This is a genomic window from Heliophilum fasciatum (assembly GCF_004341395.1).
GTDB classification, from domain to species: Bacteria; Bacillota; Desulfitobacteriia; order Heliobacteriales; family Heliobacteriaceae; genus Heliophilum; species Heliophilum fasciatum.
Map to the genome: position 1 here is coordinate 1 of NZ_SLXT01000019.1, position 21,896 is coordinate 21,896.

Annotated in this window: 20 protein-coding genes; all 20 read right to left on the bottom strand. The window is 52.9% G+C overall.

Annotated elements, in window-relative coordinates:
* Positions 1-72: 72 nt before the first annotated feature.
* Entirely contained in the window at positions 73-660 is a 588-nt protein-coding gene (locus EDD73_RS10215) for a hypothetical protein (protein WP_131919696.1), read from the bottom strand.
* A gap of 53 nt (positions 661-713) precedes the next feature.
* Positions 714-1,916: a type II secretion system F family protein gene (locus tag EDD73_RS10220; protein ID WP_131919697.1), complete on the bottom strand. Its 1,203-nt coding sequence runs from the start codon at positions 1,914-1,916 to the stop codon at positions 714-716.
* Positions 1,917-1,986: 70 nt separating this feature from the next.
* The gene (locus tag EDD73_RS10225) at positions 1,987-3,078 is read right to left on the bottom strand and encodes a type IV pilus twitching motility protein PilT (RefSeq protein WP_131919698.1); all 1,092 of its coding nucleotides are present in this window, start codon (positions 3,076-3,078) and stop codon (positions 1,987-1,989) included.
* Between the two features lie 5 nt (positions 3,079-3,083).
* On the bottom strand, positions 3,084-4,766 hold the full coding sequence (locus EDD73_RS10230) for a GspE/PulE family protein (RefSeq protein ID WP_131919699.1): 1,683 nt from the start codon (positions 4,764-4,766) through the stop codon (positions 3,084-3,086).
* 135 nt (positions 4,767-4,901) lie between these two features.
* Complete coding sequence (locus EDD73_RS10235; RefSeq protein WP_131919700.1) at positions 4,902-6,557, bottom strand: copper amine oxidase N-terminal domain-containing protein; 1,656 nt, start codon at positions 6,555-6,557, stop codon at positions 4,902-4,904.
* A 383-nt stretch (positions 6,558-6,940) separates the two neighbouring features.
* A complete protein-coding gene (locus EDD73_RS10240; RefSeq protein ID WP_131919701.1) occupies positions 6,941-7,141 on the bottom strand; it encodes a hypothetical protein in 201 nt (66 codons plus the stop codon).
* Between the two features lie 111 nt (positions 7,142-7,252).
* Positions 7,253-8,572: a phosphoribosylamine--glycine ligase gene (purD, locus tag EDD73_RS10245; RefSeq protein ID WP_131919702.1), complete on the bottom strand. Its 1,320-nt coding sequence runs from the start codon at positions 8,570-8,572 to the stop codon at positions 7,253-7,255.
* Between the two features lie 18 nt (positions 8,573-8,590).
* A complete protein-coding gene (gene purH / locus EDD73_RS10250) occupies positions 8,591-10,177 on the bottom strand; it encodes a bifunctional phosphoribosylaminoimidazolecarboxamide formyltransferase/IMP cyclohydrolase (RefSeq protein WP_131919703.1) in 1,587 nt (528 codons plus the stop codon).
* Between the two features lie 96 nt (positions 10,178-10,273).
* Positions 10,274-10,888 (bottom strand): phosphoribosylglycinamide formyltransferase, encoded by a 615-nt coding sequence (gene purN / locus EDD73_RS10255; protein ID WP_131919704.1) that lies wholly within the window; start codon positions 10,886-10,888, stop codon positions 10,274-10,276.
* Positions 10,888-11,994, bottom strand: a complete 1,107-nt coding sequence (gene purM, locus EDD73_RS10260) for a phosphoribosylformylglycinamidine cyclo-ligase (protein WP_131919705.1) — start codon at positions 11,992-11,994, stop codon at positions 10,888-10,890. The genes purN and purM overlap by 1 nt, the downstream gene beginning before the upstream one ends.
* Before the next feature lie 111 nt (positions 11,995-12,105).
* On the bottom strand, positions 12,106-13,551 hold the full coding sequence (gene purF, locus EDD73_RS10265) for an amidophosphoribosyltransferase (protein WP_131919706.1): 1,446 nt from the start codon (positions 13,549-13,551) through the stop codon (positions 12,106-12,108).
* A 37-nt stretch (positions 13,552-13,588) separates the two neighbouring features.
* Positions 13,589-14,314 (bottom strand): phosphoribosylaminoimidazolesuccinocarboxamide synthase, encoded by a 726-nt coding sequence (gene purC / locus EDD73_RS10270; RefSeq protein ID WP_131919707.1) that lies wholly within the window; start codon positions 14,312-14,314, stop codon positions 13,589-13,591.
* A gap of 76 nt (positions 14,315-14,390) precedes the next feature.
* The gene (purB, locus tag EDD73_RS10275) at positions 14,391-15,683 is read right to left on the bottom strand and encodes an adenylosuccinate lyase (protein WP_131919708.1); all 1,293 of its coding nucleotides are present in this window, start codon (positions 15,681-15,683) and stop codon (positions 14,391-14,393) included.
* Positions 15,684-15,936: 253 nt separating this feature from the next.
* The gene (gene purE, locus EDD73_RS10280; protein WP_264672927.1) at positions 15,937-16,446 is read right to left on the bottom strand and encodes a 5-(carboxyamino)imidazole ribonucleotide mutase; all 510 of its coding nucleotides are present in this window, start codon (positions 16,444-16,446) and stop codon (positions 15,937-15,939) included.
* A 93-nt stretch (positions 16,447-16,539) separates the two neighbouring features.
* Positions 16,540-18,081 carry a glutamine-hydrolyzing GMP synthase gene (gene guaA, locus EDD73_RS10285; protein ID WP_131919709.1) on the bottom strand — a complete coding sequence of 514 codons (1,542 nt, stop codon included), beginning with the start codon at positions 18,079-18,081 and terminating at the stop codon, positions 16,540-16,542.
* Between the two features lie 112 nt (positions 18,082-18,193).
* Positions 18,194-18,739: a hypoxanthine phosphoribosyltransferase gene (gene hpt / locus EDD73_RS10290; protein ID WP_423244903.1), complete on the bottom strand. Its 546-nt coding sequence runs from the start codon at positions 18,737-18,739 to the stop codon at positions 18,194-18,196.
* Between the two features lie 173 nt (positions 18,740-18,912).
* Positions 18,913-19,608: a hypothetical protein gene (locus tag EDD73_RS10295; protein ID WP_131919711.1), complete on the bottom strand. Its 696-nt coding sequence runs from the start codon at positions 19,606-19,608 to the stop codon at positions 18,913-18,915.
* 71 nt (positions 19,609-19,679) lie between these two features.
* Entirely contained in the window at positions 19,680-20,612 is a 933-nt protein-coding gene (locus tag EDD73_RS10300) for a cytochrome c3 family protein (RefSeq protein WP_131919712.1), read from the bottom strand.
* Between the two features lie 3 nt (positions 20,613-20,615).
* Complete coding sequence (locus tag EDD73_RS10305) at positions 20,616-21,185, bottom strand: hypothetical protein (protein ID WP_131919713.1); 570 nt, start codon at positions 21,183-21,185, stop codon at positions 20,616-20,618.
* Between the two features lie 99 nt (positions 21,186-21,284).
* On the bottom strand, positions 21,285-21,872 hold the full coding sequence (locus EDD73_RS10310; protein ID WP_131919714.1) for a ferric reductase-like transmembrane domain-containing protein: 588 nt from the start codon (positions 21,870-21,872) through the stop codon (positions 21,285-21,287).
* Positions 21,873-21,896: the final 24 nt, after the last annotated feature.

Genomic DNA, 21,896 nt, shown 5'->3' on the forward strand with positions numbered 1-21,896 from the left:
GTGCGTTTTGTGGCTACTTTCTTGATTAATTTGGAAAAAACACAGTTTCAACGAATACCATGCTTATTTTCATTAGGTTCCTAGACGGACTCTATTAGCTAAAATATTAACTGGTGTTGTGAAGTGGAATCCTTTTTTGGCTTTAAATGTAACAATATCGTTAACTTCTAGTTTAGAGGGAGGAGCAATTATAACCGCTATTGCATTTTCAGTGTCTGAGTCCGATGGCGTCTTCGCTATACCGGTTACTTTGTCATAATATTTATCATCACCTAACTGAGGTTTGGTCGTAATCTCAGCAACTACTATTTGTTTTGGATCATCCTGATCTTCTTTCAATTCATCATTTTGAAATCCTTCAGAAATTACTTGATACACATCATCACTTATTTTAATAACCTTTGTAACAAATCTCCCCGAAGAAGTGGTCTCTTTGATGGTAAATACCTTTTTATCACTTGGTGCTTCCTGCCACAGACGTATAGCCATCTCAGCGCCTGAGCGCGCTTGATAGTAAGCACCGGCCCGCTGGCGATTGTCATTCAAATATTTACTATCCTGCATGGCAAGCTCAACTAATTTCATACCAAGGAAGCTAAGCATCAACAAAACAATCAGTGCGATCGGCAAAATAAATCCCTTTTCATTTTTCCGATGCAATGCTTTCACCTCCTTGCTTTGGGTAAGGTCGCTACCACTTCGGCTCACCGTGCTTAGCTTAATGATGTGGTGATGGCAAACATCGGCAAGTACAACGCGATGATGATGCCTCCCACGATCAAGCCGATAATCACGATCATAAACGGTTCTAACAGGGCCGTTAGGCCTTTTGACATCGTCTGAACTTCTTCGTCATAAAATTCTGCTGCCTGAGTTAACATGTGGGTAATATTACCGGTTTCTTCACCAACGGCAACCATATCGATCACCATGGGGGGAAAGAATAGACTTTCCTGTAGCGGTCCCGCAATCCCTTGACCTTCTTGAACACGCTCACAAGCGGTTTTGATTTTTTCTGCGGCTAAACCGCTACCTGTCGAAGGCCCTGCCGCTTCCAGCGCTTGAATAACGGGAACCCCACTGGCCAGCAACGTCGCCAGGGTACTTGTGAAGCGCGCAATGGCCGCTTTTTTCAAAAGCGGGCCAAAGAGAGGCAACGAAAATTTATAATGATCCCACAATTTATGGTCTGTGCCCGTAAAATACGTACGCAAGGCAAAGAAGACCGATACCCCGCCGATCAGGTAAACATACCAATATTCGCGTACGGAGTGACTGGCAGCGAAAACTACCTGTGTCGCAGCCGGTACCGGTATGTTTTTCGGAAACATCCCCTCAAAAGTCGGCACAAGGTAAAAAAGCATAACCAACACTACAACTAAAGCGATACAAACCATAACGATAGGATACATAGCCGCCGATCGCAAACTATCCTTCAAACGCTTATCCCGACGCAGTTGTTCGGCAATACGGTGTAACATCTCTTCCAGCACACCGCCGGTCTCACCGGCTGCCACCATATCAATTTGCATCGCCGGAAACACATCGGGAAAGGATCGTAAGGACTCAGAAAAGCTCATCCCAGACTCAACGTTGCTAGCAATCTCTTCGATCACTTTGCCCATGGCCGGGTTTTCTGACTGGCGCTTAAGGGTTTGCAGTGATCGCGCCAAAGGCATCCCCGCTGAAATCATCGTCGCTAACTGAACCACAAAAAACAAAACATCTTTAGTTTTGATGCTACCGCGTCCTTGGGTTAAGCGAGCAAAAGGTGATTCCTTAACAACGGTAAGATCAAGCACGGAGTAATCCATCTTGCGCAAGCGAGCAACCGCTGCCATGTCATTTTCGGCTTCTACTCTTCCCTGCGCCATATTCCCATATTTATCAATCGCCTCATAGTTAAATACCGGCATTGGTTCCCCCCCTATGGGCTTTGTTTTACTACCCGCTGCTACAGTGCTCGTAAATACATCCTCTTATAGATTAAAAATACATACTCACTTTTTGCATTTCCCGCTCCAACTCGATCGCATCGACACAGTATTCAAAAGCGGCTTGACGGGTAATTCGTCCCGACGCATAAAGCGCTGCCAAAGCTTGATCCATCGTTTGCATGCCTTGACTGCGGCTCGTTTGCATGACCGTATAAAGTTGATGTTCCTTGCTTTCACGGATCAGGTTCTTTACGGCAGCATTGCTGATCAAGATCTCCGCCGCTACAACGCGACCTTTACCATCACTGCGCGGTAACAGCTGCTGCGAAACAACAGCTTGCAAGCAACTGGCTAACTGCTGAGCCATTTGATCGCGCAAATGGTTTGGCAGAACGTCAATGATGCGGTGAATTGTCAGCGGTGCTGTTTGGGTATGCATGGTTGAGAAGACCAAATGCCCCGTTTCTGCTGCTGTAATCGCGTTGCGAATACTCTCTAAGTCACGCATCTCGCCAACCATGATCACGTCGGGATCATGGCGCAAAACATGCCGCAGTGCATCAGCAAAAGAAAGCGTATCATTACCTACTTCCCGCTGGCGAATGATCGATTTTTTTGGCGTGTGGATATATTCAATGGGATCTTCGATGGTCACAATATTGAGATTGTTTTTTTCATTAATCTCACGCAGCAAGGCTGCTAATGTCGTCGATTTGCCACTGCCTGTCGGTCCAGTAACCAGGACTAACCCCCGCGGCAGTTGCGCAAATTCATGAATGACACTAGGTAAATTCAGCTCTTTCAAGCGCGGTATTTCTAACGGCAGAAGACGAAAGTTCGCTGAAATCGTTCCCCGCTGCCACATGATATTGCCGCGAAAGCGACTGACTTGGGAAATGGAGTATGAGAAATCAAGTTCTAAATCTTGCTCTAACCGCTCCCGTTGTTCCGGCGAGAAAATCGCATAGATCAGCTTACGAATCTCATCAGCTGATAACGCTTCCTGACCCTCTAATGGTATCAACTCACCGAAAACACGGACCATCGGCGGTAGACCAGCGACTAAGTGGACGTCCGATGCTTTTTTTTCCACTGCTTGGTTAAGCAATCCATCTAAAGTATGTTTGTTGGGTAACAACATGGTAACTACAGCACCACCCTTAAGACCTCTTCCAGCGACGTGAATCCTTCCTTGACTTTGCGGAGGCCGTCCTGGCGCAAGGTAATCATGCCTTCGGCAATCGCAGCTTGCTTGATCTCCGCGGCGGAGCGATTGGCAATCGTTAACCGTTGAATCTCTGAAGTCATCGGTAAGAATTCAAAGATACCAATCCGTCCTCGATAGCCGGTGTTGCTGCAACGCATACAACCAACGGGTCGATATAAGTTGAATGTTTCTTCCCCGCGTTCCAGCGGGAACCCGGGAATATTGACGACTTGAGCACGTGTAGCCGTATAGGCTTCTTTACAGTGTGGGCAAAGCAACCGTGCCAGACGCTGCGCTAACACACACACAAGCGATGATGTGGTCAGAAAAGGTTCTATTTCCATCTCGCCAAGACGGCTGATCGTACCGGCCGCGTCATTGGTATGTAACGTGGAGAAAACCATATGCCCCGTCATCGCTGATTCTACGGCAATGCGTGCTGTTTCTTTATCCCGCACCTCACCGACCATAATAATGTCCGGGTCATTCCGCAAGATGGAGCGCAAACCCGTAGCAAAGGTTAAGCCGGCTTTGGGGTTAATCTGTATCTGGTTGACCCGATCAAGTCGGTACTCAACTGGATCTTCGACAGTGATCACATTGCGCTGATCGCGATCTAGGTCCAGTAAACTGGCATATAGCGTCGTACTCTTACCGCTACCTGTCGGACCCGTAACAAGCACAAAGCCATAAGGAAGCTGAATCGCTTTACGGTAACGCTTGAGAATATCCGGTGCAATGCCCAGTTCCTCTAATGTAATAATTTCATTGGAGCGATCGAGTAAACGCAGCGTCAATCGTTCACCATAACTGCCGGGCAACGAAGCCGCTCGCACATCGATCACACGCCCATCAAGCCGAAAGGTCATCCGTCCGTCTTGCGGCGTTTGACGGTTGGCAATATCCATACCAGCCATGACTTTGATCCGCGATACCAGGGAAAGATGCATGCGCTTCGGCGGTTGCATCATGTCGTGAAGTACACCATCCAGGCGAAAGCGCACACGTAAATACTTTTCATAAGGTTCAATGTGAATATCGCTGGCTTTGGCACTAACGGCTTGCGCCAGAATCATATTAACGAGTTGAACCGCCGGTCGCTCAGCACCGTCATCGCCGGTAGTCTCCAACTCAGGCATCGTGTCTGTTTCTTCATTTTCATCAAAGTTGCTACTATTACGAAAATATTGTTCAATGGCAACTTCAAGTTCTCCATCAGGAGCAATAACAGGTTGAATCTCATAGCCGGTAAGTACACGCAGATCATCGAGCACCATGATATTTCTCGGTTCCTTCATGGCCACCAGCAACCGTCCGTCGTTATCAAACCCAATGGGTAAGGCATTGTAGCGTTTCGCCGCTTCCGGAGCAAGCGTCGCCAATGCATTCATATCACTATTATAATTTTCCAGGGAGATAAACGGAACACGGTCACGCTTAGCCATGATGCGCGCCACATCATTTTCCGTGCAATAGTTCAACTGGACAAGAATTTTGCCGATCAGCTTTTTATCTTTGCTTGTGCTTTGAATTTGTAACGCTTCTTGCAATTGTTCCGGTTTGATGATGTTTTCTTTAACTAGCCAGGCACCGAGGTAATTCTTAGCTACACCTTGCTGCATCTCTAAACAAACACCTCGTTTATTACGTTTTTACTATGCCCACGATGGATTTTGTAGAAACTGGATAGTCTACTTTATTATAAGCATTATCTATCCTTTATTCAATGTTTGGTGAACAAATGCTCAAGGTGTGTTTCAAGGTGTCAGCTTCGGTGCTGTCAGCGTTACCGAACGAGTGCTTTCATCCCAGCCGACTTTGACGCCCCACTGTTCACAGACCCAACGCAGGGGAACCATATAACGGGGGCCATACACAAAGGCGGGAACCGTCAGTTGGTGCTTGTCATCATTCACCTTAACTTCCTTACGGTCGGTAACAAAGCGGATTTCTTTACCATCGCGCTGTAAGGTTATGTATTCAACGGTGTTGGCCGGTTTAAAACTTGCGCCCAGCGCTTTGGCCAAATCTTCAGCGTCCACAAAAATCTGCCCTTCACGGTTCAGTGGATTCATAGTTGTCACAAATTCTTTGCCATCTACAACAATGTTAACGGCTAGGTTCGCCCTTTTGTCGCGCTGAACCGATTGGATGGCCGGTGCAACGGTGATGTTCGCCAAATACGCTTGGGCATTGACCGCTTCTTTTCCTTTATATGCTTGGTTCCACTTCAATTCTTCCGCCCAGATCCCGGTAACGGTCAACCCGCCTTTTTCATCGATACCGATTGCCATTTGCTCACTAAACTTGTCATTAGCCAAGCTACTGTAGCTGAGGCGGTTGCCGGACCCGTCTAGGCGCAAAAGGAACAGATCATACTTACCGGCTTTTTTGCTCTCGGTCCATCCGGCGATATAATAGCCGCCATCCAGTGATTGCTCCACATGCATCGCTACATCCCAGCCGTTTTGGCCGAATGATTTTTCCCACATCAAATTGCCGCCGCCGTCGGTCTTGACGATATAGGTGTCATAGTCGCCGTTATTAAAGGAAGCCGTGCGCCCTACGAGAATATAGCCGCCGTCCATCGTCGCTTCCATTGATTCGGCGATATCCCAGGCTTTGCCGCCATAAGTCTTGGACCATTGCTCTTTGCCGTTGGCGTCGATCTTCATGAGATAGAGATCATAACCGCCTTGACCACGGGAACTGGTTTCACCCAGAATCATCAAGCCGCCGTCAGCAGTCGGACGAATGGCTTTTCCGTGCTCATCATCCTTGCCGCCCCAAGATTTTTCCCAGACGACTTTGCCATTCGTATCGATTTTAGCTGCATAGAGATCGGCCCGTTGACTGCCGTGCTTATCGATGGTGCCTGTCATCACATAAGCGCCGTCATTGGCGATTTGCAGATCATTAAGGGTTACATCGGCTTCACCGCCGATTTTACGGTCCCATTCTTTTTTGGCACTGGCATTTAGCTTAAGCAAATAGGCGTTATCATAGCGCTTAAAGCCGACTTGGGAGCTGCCGCCGATGATGTACCCGCCGTCGGCCGTTGCCAGAATGGCTGTGCCCGTATCGGGGCCATAATCGCCGATCATTTTTTCCCACTGCAGATAACCGGTCTTATCAGTCTTGGCCAGATAAATATCGGCATCGCCAAAGGTATACTGCGTTTGGGCATCGACAGCCTGTCCGACGAGGGCAAACCCATGATCGGACGTAATGCATGTAGCATAGCCACGGTTTTGCTCCTTGCCGCCGTAAAGTTCTTCCCAGGCGAGGCTCATCGCCGGGGACGCTGCTTCAGCCGAAGTAGTTGCCCCCGCAGTAAAGCCGATCAATTGCGTACATACGAGAAACGCGGCCAGTGATTTGGTGCGCCACGTTTTGATTATTGAAACTGTCACCTACATCCCTCCCGGTTCTCCCGGCGCTGTCGACTGCAGCGCCAGTTTCCAGATTAGCAGCTATTTTCCAAATTCTAATCTGAATGCTAACATAAACATTTTCGCCAAAAATAACGAACATCCTGCAAAAGATTAAACAAATATTAGTCCTACTTATATCAATCCCTGAACAATGTAAGTAACCTACAACATTCATGGTTTTTTTCACTTTTAGTGCAAAATACTTGCTATCGGCGATGTGAAAAAAATAGGGCTGCAGAATATTCTGCAACCCCACTCCTTGGGCCACTCCGGTTGTACCGGAGCTTCCTATGTTCTATCCGTTACACCAGGGCGTCCTGCCCGGTGTTTCTAACGCACCCATCCATCGTTGCGGAGATCCTTTAGTAGTCTTTCAACAAACGCACACGGATCGCACAACGTCCGTCCGTTGTTCCTTCATAGGTTTGAAGCACTTCGGGGCAAAGAAAACTGCATACGGCTTGACCGTCATCACAACCATATTCGTTTTTGATGTTTTTGATCTCAACCTGGAAATTCTCCCAGAGATAAGCGGCAATGGGGCACATACCGTCTCCAGCCACGACTATCGCTCCTTTTGCTCTTGAATTCAGCGTGCGCCGGGAGCATCATACGACTGATCATATGACTATCATACAACTAATCATACGATTGATCGTGCGATCATACGCTCATTACCGCTGTTCCCGTTCCAGCGCCCGCCGTCCAATGTCGCGCCGGTATTGAACCCCTTCAAAACCGGTTTGTGCGCATTGGCTATAAACCAATTCGATAGCCGATCGAATATTCCTGCTTTTTGCTGTAATTCCGAGAACTCGTCCACCCTGGGTCACAATTTGACCATCACGAAGGGCGGTTCCGGCATGGAAGATCGCCACACCGGGCAACACCGGTGATAAACCGTGGATCACCTGGCCCTTTTCATAGTCGCCGGGATAGCCGGCCGCAGCCTGGACGACACAAACGGTCGCTTCTTCACTCCAGCGAATCGGCTGCTCATCTAAGCGCTTTTCCAGGCACGCTTGAATGATGTCCACAAGATCGGTCTCCAAGCGCATCAGTACCGGCTGCGTTTCGGGATCACCAAAGCGGGCATTGTATTCCAGCACTTTGACACCTTGCGCACCGACCATCAATCCGGCATAAAGCACGCCCACATAGGGACGTCCCTCCGCTTCCATGGCCGCAATCGTCGGACGCAGCACCTTCTCTTCCACAATCGGTGCCAGTTCTTCCGTATAAACCGGCGCCGGTGAATAGGCGCCCATGCCGCCGGTGTTTGGTCCTTGGTCATGATCAAAGATACGCTTGTGATCTTGCGCTGAGACCATCGGCACGATATGAATTCCATCACTGAAGGCAAGAATACTGACTTCTTCGCCTTCAAGGAATTCCTCGATGACCACACGGGACCCGGCGGCGCCGAAGCTGTTGCCGGATAACATGGAGCGCACTGCTTCTTTGGCTTCTTCCACGTCGGCAGCGACGATCACGCCTTTGCCGGCCGCCAGGCCGTCAGCCTTGACCACACAAGGGCATCCGCCGTCGGTCTTGGTGGCGGCCAGTTGGTCGATAAAGGCCAGGGCCGGTTCCACTTCGGTAAACACGCCGTAGGCAGCGGTGGGGATGTTGTACTTTTGCATCAAGTTCTTGGCGAAGGCTTTGCTGCCTTCGATCTCGGCCGCACCTTGGCTGGGGCCGAAGATCAGCAGATCGTGCGCTTCAAAGGTATCGACAATCCCTTTGGAAAGGGGTAATTCCGGTCCAACGACGGTGAGGTCAATCTGGTTCTTCCAAGCAAACTCCAGCAAGCCGCTCACGTCACCGGCTTCGATGGAGACACACTCGGCGATCTCAGCGATGCCGGCATTACCGGGCGCACAGAAAACCTGCGCAACGCGCGGGCTTTGTTTGATTTTCCAGACCAGCGCATGTTCGCGCCCGCCGCCGCCGACGACGAGCACCTTTAATCCTTCGGGCTTCAGCCGCTTCACAGGTGTTCCTCCCTCGGTTTAATGTTTGAAGTGGCGCATGCCGGTAAAGACCATGGCGATCCCCAGTCGGTTGGCGGCTTCGATCGATTCGGCGTCGCGGATCGATCCGCCGGGCTGAATGATCGCCGTTACTCCATAGGTTGCGGCCGCTTCCACCGTATCTTTAAAGGGCAGGAACGCATCAGAAGCCAGGGCGATGCCGCTGGTAACACCGGCAGCTTTGGCTTGTTCCATGGCGATTTGCGCCGAGCCGACGCGGTTCATCTGACCGGCACCGACGCCTAAGGTGACGCCGTCTTTGCCGACGACAATCGCATTGGATTTGACATGCTTGACCACTTTCCAGGTAAACAGCAAGTCGATCAATTCTTGTTCGGTCGGCTTGCGCTCAGTGACGCACTGCAGATCATCAGCGGTGACTGAGCCGGTATCGGCTTCTTGCAGCAAGAAACCGCCGCGGATTTTTTTGACATCATAAGTCGGGTCGGCCCCTTCCAGGGAACCCGTTTCCATGATGCGCAGGCCTTTTTTGGTTTTCAGGATCTCGATGGCCCCTTCGTCAAAAGACGGCGCGATCACGGCTTCCATGAAGGTTTTGACGATTTCATTGGCCGTATCGCTGTCAACGGGACGGTTGAAGGCGATAATGCCGCCAAAGGCCGAAAGGGGATCGGCATCATAGGCTTTTTTATAGGCTTCCACGACGGTCGCACCGATGGCGGTGCCGCAAGGGTTGTTGTGCTTGATGATGGCCGCTGCCGGCACATCAAACTCGCGGACCAGTTCCAAGGCGGCGTTTAGGTCGTAGAGATTATTAAAGGAAAGCTCTTTGCCCCACAGTTGCCGCGCGGTACCGGCGCCGGCACCTTGGTAGTTGTTTTCACGGAGAAACACTGCTTTTTGATGGGGGTTTTCGCCGTAGCGCAGCGCTTGTACTTGCGTCAGCGCACCGGGCACCACCATGTTGTTAAAAGCGGCAAAAGCGTCACTTGTTTCCACAACTTCTGTTGTATCGTCATTTTCGGCCGTTTGCTTTAACAAATAAGCGGCGATGGCGGTATCATATTCGGCGGTATGGGCAAACGCTTCTTGCGCCAGTTGCCGGCGCAGATCGGCGGGGACACTGCCATGGGTGCGCAGCGCTTCCAAGACGGTGTTGTAGTGGGCCGGGTTAACGACGATCGTCACGGCAGCATGGTTTTTGGCCGACGCGCGCACCATGGCGGGGCCGCCGATGTCGATGTTTTCGATCGCTTCTTCCAGGGTCACACCGGGTTTAGCGACGGTTTGACGGAAGGGATAAAGGTTGACGGCCACGACGTCGATGGGCACAATGGCATTTTCGTCAAGCTGGCGTAGGTGATCTTCCGTACGCCGGGCCAAGATGCCGCCATGTACTTTCGGATGCAGCGTTTTCACGCGCCCGTCGAGGATTTCGGGAAAACCGGTCACTTCCGTTACATAGGTGGCCGGTACACCGGCGGCGCGGATCGTTTTAAAGGTACCGCCTGTCGAGACGATCTCAAAACCAAGTTCAACTAAACCTTGGGCAAATTCAACTACACCTTGTTTGTCAGACACACTGATCAACGCGCGTCGTTTCATCGGTCGCCCTCCTTTATCGGTTCGCCTACAATTTATTTTATTCTAGGGTTCAAGAATGTTCAGGTTGCTCAAGACAACCATCCTGAAGCATCTTCGTTACTGGGCAGGCTGGATCTCTACACGCCGCCCGGTGACGGTCACCCGCCCCTGGGCGATCAGTTGCAGCGCCTCCGGCAAGATGCGGTGCTCTTCCGTTAAAATGCGCGCCGCCAGCGTCGCTTCTGTATCGCCCGGTTCTACGGGAACAACGGCCTGGCAGATGATCGGCCCCGAATCAAGGCCTTCATCGACAAAATGGACCGTGCAACCGGAATAGCGCACGCCGTAGTCCAAGGCTTGACGCTGGGCGTGCAGCCCGGGAAAAGACGGCAAGAGGGACGGGTGAATGTTCAACACCCGTCCTGCAAAGGCATTAATTAAACTGGCCGTCACGATGCGCATATAGCCAGCCAGCAACAGTGCTTCTGCACCGGCTTGCCGCAATTGCGCTGCCGCCGCCCGGTCATAGTCTTCGCGCGTGCCATAGGCCTTGGGATCAAGAAATACGGCCGGAATGCCGCGCTCCTTGGCTCGGGTCAAGGCATAGGCATCGGCTTTGTTGGCCAGAACCATGACCACGTGGGCATCAAGGCGACCGGCGTCGATCGCCTCGATGACCGCCTGTAAATTGGAGCCCCGGCCGGACGCCATCACTGCCAATTGGAGCGTCATCAGGTGCCCTCCGCCTTGGTCCAGGGCAGCGCTCCGGTATAGGTTACCGATGCCGGCATGGCGCAGCCTTCACCGTGGACGATGATCTGGCCGATCCGGTAGTTCGCTTCACCCATTTCGGTGAGGTAGGCCATGGCTGCTTCGGCATCTTCCGGTGCCACGACAACGACCATACCGATGCCGCAGTTAAAGGTACGTAGCATTTCGTCTTCAGCCACAGCGCCCAAACGCTGCATCAAGGAAAAGACCGGCGGAATCGGCCAGGAGCCTGGTTCGATTTGCGCTTGGAAGCCTTTGGGCAGGACGCGGGGCACATTTTCGGTGATGCCGCCGCCGGTGATATGGGCCATGCCTTTGACGTTGATTTTTTCCATCAACTTCAGCAGCGGTTTTACATAGATGCGGGTCGGCACGAGCATTTCTTCGCCGACCGTATGGCCCAGCTCGTCCAGATGGGTATCAATGCTGTACCCGGCATGTTCGAGCAAAATCTTACGGGCCAGGGAGTAGCCGTTGCTGTGTAATCCCGCCGACGGCAGACCGATCAGCACATCACCGGGAATAATCGTGGAGCCGTCAATGATTTTTTTGCGGTCGACGATGCCGACGGCAAAGCCGGCCATGTCGTAATCTTCTTCGGCATAAAAGCCGGGCATTTCGGCGGTCTCGCCGCCGATCAGGGCGCAGCCGGCTTGGCGGCAGCCGTCCGCAACGCCACCGACGATGGTGGCGACTTTTTCCGGGCTTAACTTGCCGACGGCGACATAGTCCAGGAAAAACAGCGGCTCGGCACCTTGCACCAAGATATCGTTGACACACATGGCTACACAGTCGATGCCGATGGTGTCATGTTTGTCCATGAGCATGGCGACGCGCAATTTGGTGCCGACACCGTCAGTGCCGGAAACGAGCACCGGCTGTTCATACTTATCACGATCCAGGGCAAAAAGACCGCCAAATCCGCCGATATCGGTCAGGACACCAGGGCGCAAGGTACTTTTTACGTGCGATTTAAACAAGTCGACGGCGCGGTTGCCGGCGGCAATATCAACGCCGGCTGCGGCGTAACTGAGGCCCTCCGCCGGGGACGGAGTGGTTGTACTCATAAAGGTGCCCCCTCTGCTTCCGGGGCATGCAGGCGATTCCCTGCCCTTCCGGAAGTCTTGTGGTTATGTGCTTTTACATGCTGGGTATCACAAAGGTACTGCCGATCGCCCTTAGCAACCGCAGCCTTCCATCGTGAATTTATCCACACCCTGCGGTACGTCGATGGGATAGTTGCCGCTAAAGCAAGCGGTGCAGTAACTTTCAGCGGGAAGATCGGCACGCTGATCGACCATGGTGTTCAACAAGCCCTCTTCGGACAGATAGTAGAGGCTGTCGGCGCCGATGGCCTGGCGGATCTCTTCAATGGTCTTTGTCGCGGCGATCAACTCTTTACGTACCGATGTATCGATCCCATAGTAGCAGGGATGGGTGATCGGCGGCGACGAGATGAGCATGTGCACTTCCTTGGCGCCAGCTTGACGCAGGAGTTGTACGATCTTGCCGCTGGTCGTTCCACGGACGATGGAATCATCGATCAAGATGACCCGCTTGCCTTCAACGGCTTTGACGATTGGGTTGAGTTTTAACCGTACCGCTTGGCTACGCATCTCTTGCGACGGCTGGATGAAGGTCCGGCCAATGTAGCGGTTTTTCATCAATCCTTCTTCAAAGGGGATGCCCGATTCGGTGGCGTAGCCAATGGCGGCGGCCGTACCGGAATCAGGTACGCTGATTACCACATCGGCGTCGATGGGGCATTCGCGAGCCAACTGCCGTCCCATGGCGCGACGCGCCCGGTTCACCGAGATGCCGTCGATGTTCGAGTCGGGTCGGGCAAAGTAGATGTATTCAAAGATGCACATGGCCCGCGGCGCGCGGATCATCGATTTGATCGATGTGAGGCCGCGCTTGTCAGCGACGACGATCTCGCCCGGTTCCACGTCGCGGACAAATTCGGCACCGAGCGTATCGAGGGCGCACGATTCGGACGCGAAGATATAGGCATCACCGAGGCGGCCGATACACAGCGGCCGCACACCGTGCGGGTCGCGCACACCCAGCAAGCGGTCTTCCGTCATGACCAACATCGAGTAGGAACCTTTGATGTCGATCATCGTCTTCATCAAGCCTTCTTCGATCGATGACTGGTTATATCGGGCCAGTAAGTTGACGATCACTTCGGTATCGGTGGTGGTCTGAAAAACAGCGCCGGTCACGGCCAAGTTATGGCGCTGTTCAGTTGCGTTGGTCAAGTTGCCGTTATGAGCCACGGCCATCATGCCTTTTAAGTAGCGAAAAACCAGGGGCTGGGCATTGGCCAGCAAACTGGAGCCGGTCGTCGAATAGCGTACATGGCCGATGGCTACTTGTCCGGCCATTTCCCGCAATTTATGCTCATTAAACGCTTCGGTCACCAGGCCCATGCCTTTGTTAAACTGGATGTCTTCGCCGTTGCCGATCGCGATACCGGCGCTTTCTTGCCCACGGTGCTGCAAGGCATGCAAACCAAAATAAGTCAATCGTGCTACGTCTTTGCCGGGACCATAGATCCCGATGACGCCGCACTCTTCCTCCATCTTATCCCAGGGCATCCCATGGCTGATTTCGTTCGCCATCGAAGGGCCTCCCGCCAGATTTTTCATCGTTATCTCCTCAGTTCGCCAGCTTGCTCTCCAGGCGGCGCAGGATCTCTTGATAGGCTTCTTCCAGGCCACCCATGTCGCGGCGGAAGCGGTCTTTGTCCAGTTTTTCTTTGGTCTCGGAGTCCCAGAAACGGCAGGTATCCGGGGAGATTTCGTCGCCGAGGATCACTGTATCGCCATGAACACCGAATTCCAGTTTAAAGTCGACCAGGTCAATGCCCAGATCGGCCATGAAGGTTTTGAGGATGTCATTGACGCGCAGCGCGATCGAAGCGATGGTGTCCATCTGCTCCGGTGTCGCCAAATCGAGGGCAGCAATGTGGTAGTCGTTGATCAGTGGATCGCCCAGTTCATCATCTTTGTAGTAGAATTCGAGGACCGGCTTGGCCAGCACCGTGCCTTCAGGGCGGCCGACCCGCTTGGCCAGCGAACCGGCTACGATGTTACGGGCAACCACTTCCACAGGAATGATGCGCAGCGATTTGACGAGCATTTCCCGGTCGCTCAGTTGCTCCACAAAGTGGGTCGGAATGCCTTGCTTTTCCAGATACTGAAAGAATAAGGCCGAAATGCGGTTATTCAGGATGCCTTTGTTGTCAATTTCTGCTTTTTTAACACCGTTGAACGCAGTGGCCGAGTCCTTATAGGCGACCCAATAAATGTTCGGATCGCTGGTGGCGTAGATTTTCTTGGCTTTGCCTTCGTAAAGCTGCTCTAATTTTTCTACCGATGCCATTTGGGCTGCTCCTCCTTTACCGTTCCGGACGATCGTTGATTAACATGTGTTTGGATGTAATGGACAGCCGGGCGAATTACAGTCCAACCCGTTTGAACAAGGTATCGACGTGTTTGATGTGATAGTCGTAATCAAAAAGGCCTTCGACTTCGTCGACGCTGAGTTTGTCCATAATGTCGGCGTCGCCTTTAACCAGTTCTTTGAAGGGCCGTTTGACTTCCCAGGCTTTGAGGGCGTTCCGTTGTACCAGATGGTAGGCCGTTTCTCGCAGTACGCCTTTGTCGACCAGGGCGAGCATGACTCGTTGGCTGTTGACGAGGCCCAGCGTTTTGTCCAAGTTGGCTTGCATGGCTTCAGGGAAGACTTGCAGGTTGGCCACAATTTCGATCATCTTGGCCAGCATGTAGTCAAGGAGGATCGTCGAATCGGGAATGATCACGCGCTCCACCGAGGAATGGGTAATATCGCGCTCATGCCACAGGGCGACGTTTTCCATAGCCGCCAGGGCGTTGCCGCGCAGGACCCGCGAAAGACCAGCCACCCGTTCCGACGTGATCGGGTTTTTCTTGTGGGGCATGGCCGAAGAACCTTTTTGGCCTTTGGAAAAAGCTTCTTCCACTTCGTGAATGTCGGTACGCTGCAAGTTGCGCAGTTCCGTTGCGAATTTTTCTAAGGAAGAGCCGATCACGGCGATGGTGGCCATGTATTCGGCATGGCGATCACGCTGGATCACTTGGGTGGAGATCGGCGCCGGCTTGAGGCCCAGGCGTTGGCAAACGAATTCTTCGACCGAAGGATCGATCTGCGCAAAGGTACCGACAGCACCGGAGATGGCACCGACGCTGATGATGTCGTTGGCAGCGTTCATCCGTTTGATGCAACGGCCCACTTCGTCATACCACAGGGCCAACTTCAGGCCGAAGGTGACCGGCTCGGCATGGATACCGTGGGTCCGGCCGACCATGACGGTGTACTTGTGCTCTTTGGCACGCTCAGCGATGACTTCACGCAGTTTCTTGAGCTTTTGCACGAGAATCGCGCCGGCTTCTTTCATTTGAAGTGACAGGGCTGTGTCCAGCACGTCCGACGAGGTCATACCCATGTGCACATATTTGGACTCTTCGCCGATGTACTCAGCGACGCAAGTCAAAAAGGCCAGGACGTCATGTTTGGTGATCTCTTCGATTTCATTGATGCGGTCAACGTTGAAGGCCGCTTTTTCACGGATCACTTCATAAGCTTCCCGGGGAATTTTGCCTTGCTCCGTCAGCGCTTCACAAGCGGCCACTTCCACATCGAGCCACTTTTGAAAACGGTTTTCGGCCGCCCAAATGGCGCCCATCTCAGGCAGGGTATAACGATCGATCATGGAAACATCCTCCTACATTGATTTGCTACTCTCGGTATTTTTGGCGGTTTTCTGGTGGTTTGATGAATAAAAAACAAAAGCCGAGACGGATAGATCCAAAACCAAACTCTGGAACCTATCCGCCTGGGCTTTTTCCCCTCCGGTGTAAAAGACGTGTTCGACGTTCGGTCGCCGTTGACTTCTTTTTGCAGCGCTCGGTCCAAACCGGTCTCCCGTGGAACCCTGAGCTGCTCTTCCTTCTATGCAGTTGTAATTAAAAAACAGGCCGTGGTTCGCCTAAAAGCGCATCTTTGGCCATGACTTGCTCGGCCATTTTTTGTTTGTAGGCAGCAAATTGTGCGCGCAGTTCCGGGTATTTACCGCCCAGGATCTGCACGGCCAGTAAACCGGCATTCTTCGCACCATTGACAGCAACGGTCGCCACCGGTACACCGGGCGGCATCTGGGCAATCGCCAGGAGGCTGTCCCAGCCTTGCAACGCGCCCGATTGCAGCGGCACACCAATCACCGGCAAGGTGGTAAAGGCTGCTATCACACCGGGCAGATGGGCCGCGAGACCGGCACCGGCAATGATCACTTCCAAGCCACGGGCTTCTGCCGTCTCGGCATAGCGGGCAGCGCGCTCGGGCGTACGGTGCGCCGAGCAGACGATCATTTCAGATACGATACCAAATTCTTTGAGTGCATTCACAGCTTCTTGCATGACTTTCAAGTCTGAGTCACTGCCCATGACAATGCCGACTTTTGGCGTATCTACACCCACGCGACGATCACTCCTGCTACTTTTCTAGGTATTCGCTTATATTAAACCACTTTTTGAGGAAAAACGCCACTGAAAGCTAGCGCTTAGTGGCGACTATTCCCACTCGATCGTGCCGGGCGGCTTGGACGTCACATCATAAACAACCCGGTTGATCCCGCGCACTTCATTGACGATGCGCGACGAGATCGATTCGATCAAATCATAAGGCAGTCGTGCCCAGTCGGCCGTCATGGCATCATCGGAGGTCACAGCGCGCAGCACTGCCGGAAAAGCATAGGTGCGCTCATCACCCATGACACCGACACTGCGGACGTTCGTCGGCAACACGACGAAGGATTGCCAAATCTGACGATAGAGGCCCGATTTTTTGATCTCTTGAAACACAATATCATCGGCATGACGCAGAATATCGAGGTTTTCCTTCGTCACCTCGCCAAGGATGCGGATCGCCAGACCCGGTCCGGGGAAAGGCTGACGCCAGACGATATCTTCCGGCAAGCCCAATTGCAGACCGGCTTCGCGCACTTCATCTTTGAACAAGGTGCGCAGCGGCTCGATCAGTTGAAACTTCATGTCTTCCGGCAACCCGCCCACGTTGTGATGCGACTTGATCACCGCCGCCGTCGACGTGCCGCTTTCGACGACGTCGGGATAAAGCGTGCCCTGTACCAGGAAGTCCACTTGGCCGATCTTGGCCGCTTCCGCTTCAAAGACGCGAATAAATTCCGTGCCGATGATCTTGCGCTTCGTTTCCGGATCGGTCACACCGGCCAACTTGCCGAGAAACTGCTCCGAGGCATCGACGGCGATGAGGTTCATGCCCAGCTCTTCCCGGAAGGTCTTGACGATGCGCGCTGATTCATTGAGGCGCATAAAACCATGATCCACATAAACGCAAGTCAAGCGATCGCCGACAGCGCGGTGCACCATGAGCGCCGCCACCGACGAATCCACGCCGCCCGAAAGGGCGCAAAGCACATGACCGTCACCGGCTTGTTCCCGAATGGCCGCTACTTGCTCTTCCACAAAGTTGGCCATCGTCCATTCGCCGGTGCAGCCGCAGATGTCATAGAGGAAACGCTTGAGCATCTCCAGGCCTTGCGGCGTATGGCGCACTTCCGGATGGAACTGCACGGCATAAAAACGGCGTTCTTTATTACCCATGGCCGCTACCGGTGCATGGGCCGTTTTGCCGATAACTTCAAATCCGGCCGGCAGAGCTGCCACTTTGTCGCCGTGGCTCATCCAGCACTGCACATCGCCGCTAAGTCCGATAAAAGGGCCTTCCGAAGCCAGTACCGCGAGGTCCGATTTACCGTATTCACGCTGCTCTGCACCAATGACGGTGCCACCCAATTGATGGGCCATCAATTGCATGCCGTAGCAGATCCCGAAGATGGGAATCCCTAACTCATAGATCGCCGGATCAACTTGCGGTGCTTTGTCCGCATAGACGCTGGATGGCCCGCCGGTAAAAATGATCCCCTTGGGATTCATTTGTTTGATCGCTTCGATGGAGATGGAAAATGGGTGCATTTCACAATATACGTGCAGTTCCCGCACCCGGCGAGCGATCAATTGATTATATTGACCACCAAAATCAAGGACTAAAATCGTTTCATGTGCTTGTGCCAACCAACTCGCCCCTCTCATAATTCTTGTGTTTTATGTTCGGTGACCCGCTTGGGTCAGTTTCCCCGCCTGGGTCAGTTTCCGGAGAACCCTCATCTGGATTCCGTACCTGGCGCTACCCGCCGTAGACCTCACGCTTCAGTACCGCCACAAACGGTAAATGGCGATATTGCTGCGCATAGTCCAGCCCATAACCAACGACAAATTCATCAGGAATCGTGAAGCCGTTGTAATCGACCGTCATCGCTACGCGTCGACGTTCCGGCTTGTCCAAAATCGTACAGACCTTCACCGATGCAGCGCCGCGCGACTTCAAGTTATCCATGAGATAGTTCAGCGTCAGGCCTGTATCGATGACATCTTCAACGACTAGAACATGGCGATTTTCAATCGATTGATCCAGGTCTTTGAGGATACGCACCTCGCCCGATGTGCTTGCGCCGGAACCATAGCTGGAAAGCGCCATGAAGTCGATTTCGAGGGGGATGCGGATCGCCCGGAGCAAGTCGGCCATAAACAGCAGCGACCCTTTAAGAATCCCGACGACCAAAAGATCTTTGCCTTCATAATCCCGCGTGATTCGCTCACCCAGTTCCTGCACCTTGGCCTGCAATGCCGTTTCGTCGAGCAGCACCCGGTCAATCACATGCTCCACGCTCATGCCTCCCTTTTCGTACTTGTCCACTCCATAAACACAAAGAAGGCCGGTATTATCTACCGGCCTCAACCTGACCTGTGTACCAGGTCGCCTACGACGAGCATACCTATCGTCAAAATTATAGCAGTAAGCCAAAACTCCGTCAATCGACGCCAAAGAAAAGTCGAATTTCGCCGCTACGGCAAAACCGGTGGTTCCACTGCATGAGTGCCGTCATAGTCGAAAAATTCAACCGTCAGCAGTAAGCGATCATTGGGGGCATTGCGGCTCGTCGCTTCCACCACCGTTTTGCAGATGACGTTCTTCCAGGGATCGATCCAAAGACGATAGTGAAAATCCTTCCAGAGTACATTCAGCAAGCGGTTGTGGACTTCCGTTTGATAATCCAAAAGCAAGCATTCGCGGTCACGCACTCTTTCCCGCCCCAGCACGCCCACATTCTGCAGTTCTTGGAAGTCAAAGATCGACAAGGGGCTGACTTCGGATAAAAGCAGATCTTGCGGGCCAAAACTGTTTTTCTCCAGTGTGTACCACGTCTTTTTCACCGGATCCCAAAGATAGAAGACCGAACCGGCTGTGTAAAACTCCGCCGGTGACTGCAGCATGATCCCCTTGTAATGAAAGCGATCGCCTGAGGCTCGCTCACCGCTGAAACGACTGACCACTTCTTCGCGACCGTCAACCTGAATTAAAAAGGTGCTCTCAAAACGAAATGCCGGACTTTGCAGTGTACCTACGACCGCCCGCCGAACCACTGCCGCCGGGTCCGGCGGATCCCAGCGTTCTTGATACCCGCGGATTGCCAAGACGACTGCGGCTACCATCATCGTCAACGCCACGCCGATCAAGGTGATCAGCCAGTACCGTCTCATGCCCTTCCCTCCCTGCGCTGAGCCGCTCTACTCAGAGCATATTCGGGAGGGAATGTCCAACTTACCAGCTATTATTCGTCATCTTCTTCATGACGCCGGTATTCCGAGCGACTCCACCGTTCACCGTCTCGCTCATAGCGGGAACGCTCCCCCTCTTCCCATCGTTCCCGTCCGTCGTGGCCTGAGCCGCTGCGATCATCGCGATGGCAAGACATGCAATCGGCAATTTTATTATAATCGCTGGTGCGATGCTTGCGGAGCATCTTGGCTTCACTGTGGCAAGAAGTGCAAGAATAGGTCGAATAATCATTGCCCGGGTGGCATTTCACGCAAGAAACCTGGTGCTCCTTGATCAATGGGTAATACTGGCTGTGATCAAACTTCGCCCCCTGCCAGGACTCGGTCGTATGACAAGTTGCACAATCATTGCCGGCCGTTTTATGGAGACTGTCGGCCGGGACCTGATGACAATCGATGCAGGCCTTTCCCTGGGCCAGCTTTTCATGATCGATCTTGGCCCCTTGCCAGGTCTCGGTCGTATGGCAGGCCGCACAATCGTTGCCTGTCGACTTATGCAGTTCATCCTTGGGCAACTGGTGACATTCGGTGCACGACATGCCCGCTTCCAGCTTGCTGTGATCAAAAGCGGTCGACTTCTGCCCGTCAGCGCCGCGATGGGCACTGTGACAAGCCAAGCAATCTTTCTGCTGGTTTTTATCATGGAAAAGCACCATCTCCGGCGACAATGTCTCCGCCATTTGTTCACGGCTGTGACAGTTCGATGTGGTACAGTTGGTACCCGTCACCGCTTCCCAGGGCTGATGACAATCGATGCAGCCCTTCACCGCATCGGTATGCTCTTGACTTAATTCACCGGGCGAATAAAAAACCTCCGGCAGCAGTTGCTTTTGCATCGCAAAGGCCGCCGTCGCCATCAACACAAAAAGCATCGAAAGCAAAATTACCTGCTTGGTCATCCGCGATAAGCCTTGACTTTTTTCCACCCGTTACACCCCCCGGTAATAGAGTGCCGAAACGATATGCAAGAGCAGCAACAGGCCCAGGGTGATGTTCAACGGAATGTGTACCTTCCGCCATCCGGCCAGGATCTGCTCCCCGGTGATCAACCAGGCCAACGCTTCCTCCTGCTCGGCCGGTGCCAGCCCTTCTTCTTTTAATTCCTTGCGCTCCTGGGCAATCTTACGCTTGCTATAAAAGTGCAGGTAGTAACCGACGAGGCCACTGAGCATGACCACCAGGAAAAAAACAAAAGTCAGCCACGGTACCAGCGCAAAGGACCGGCCACCGACGTGGAGGCAGACAAAAAAGTTCCCGGCCATACTTAACACCATGTGCAGATCCAGCCATGTGCCTAATTTACCGGGCAAGGGCTTCCACAGTTTTTTCACTGAATAACCGAGCGAAGCAAGTACCATCACCGTGCCGAGCCAGCCGGAGAAATACAACAGGTCGTCATAACGGTTGTGCACCATCCACCCACCCAGCCGGTAGGCCACGACCCAGACCAGCAAAAACCCGGCTGCCAGCCCCAAGGTACGACCAATCAAACTGCCCATTAAGGTTCACCTCACCTGTATCCACGATACGATAATACCGGAAATTAAAGAAACGGGCCGCCGTACCGGTAGCCCTTGACTGGCTGAAAATCACAGCATCTATTCAAAAAGCAAGTGGGCAATCGTCAGTACACCGGCAAAGACAAAGATACCGATATGAAGTTTTCGCCAGCTTTTCCCCGACTCCGGCTTTACCGGCACCAGCAGTGCCGCCAGCGCACCGACCACCATCGTCGTGCCTGCCAAGCCGCCGGCGATCAAGGCCGGCTCCAGTTTTCCTTCGGCCATGTACATCATCACGCCGTGCGCCACCGCCCCAATAACGGCAATCCCGCCGATCCACTTATGCCAGAGCGGTTTATACCCTTTCCAGCCGACTAGACGGAGGGGCCATTTGACCGCTGCCGCCGCCATCAGTGCCCCGCTTAACAAGCCGATCGCTTTGGATGCACCCTTGACCGGATTGCGCGGGCGGCCTTCTTTGCCCAGTTCACCGCTTCGCTCTCCATTTTGGACCACTTGGCCTTGGCCGTCATAGGACTGGCTCGTCACTTGCTTCTCTTTATAATCATCATCGTCGTCATCATCATCGGCCCAAGCGGGACCTCCGGCGTAAGCCAAACTGCCAATTCCCAGGCAAAAAGTCAGAAACAAAGCCATCAGTTTGTCGAAACCCCAACGCCGCATGCTCAATCGTACTCCTCATTCTCT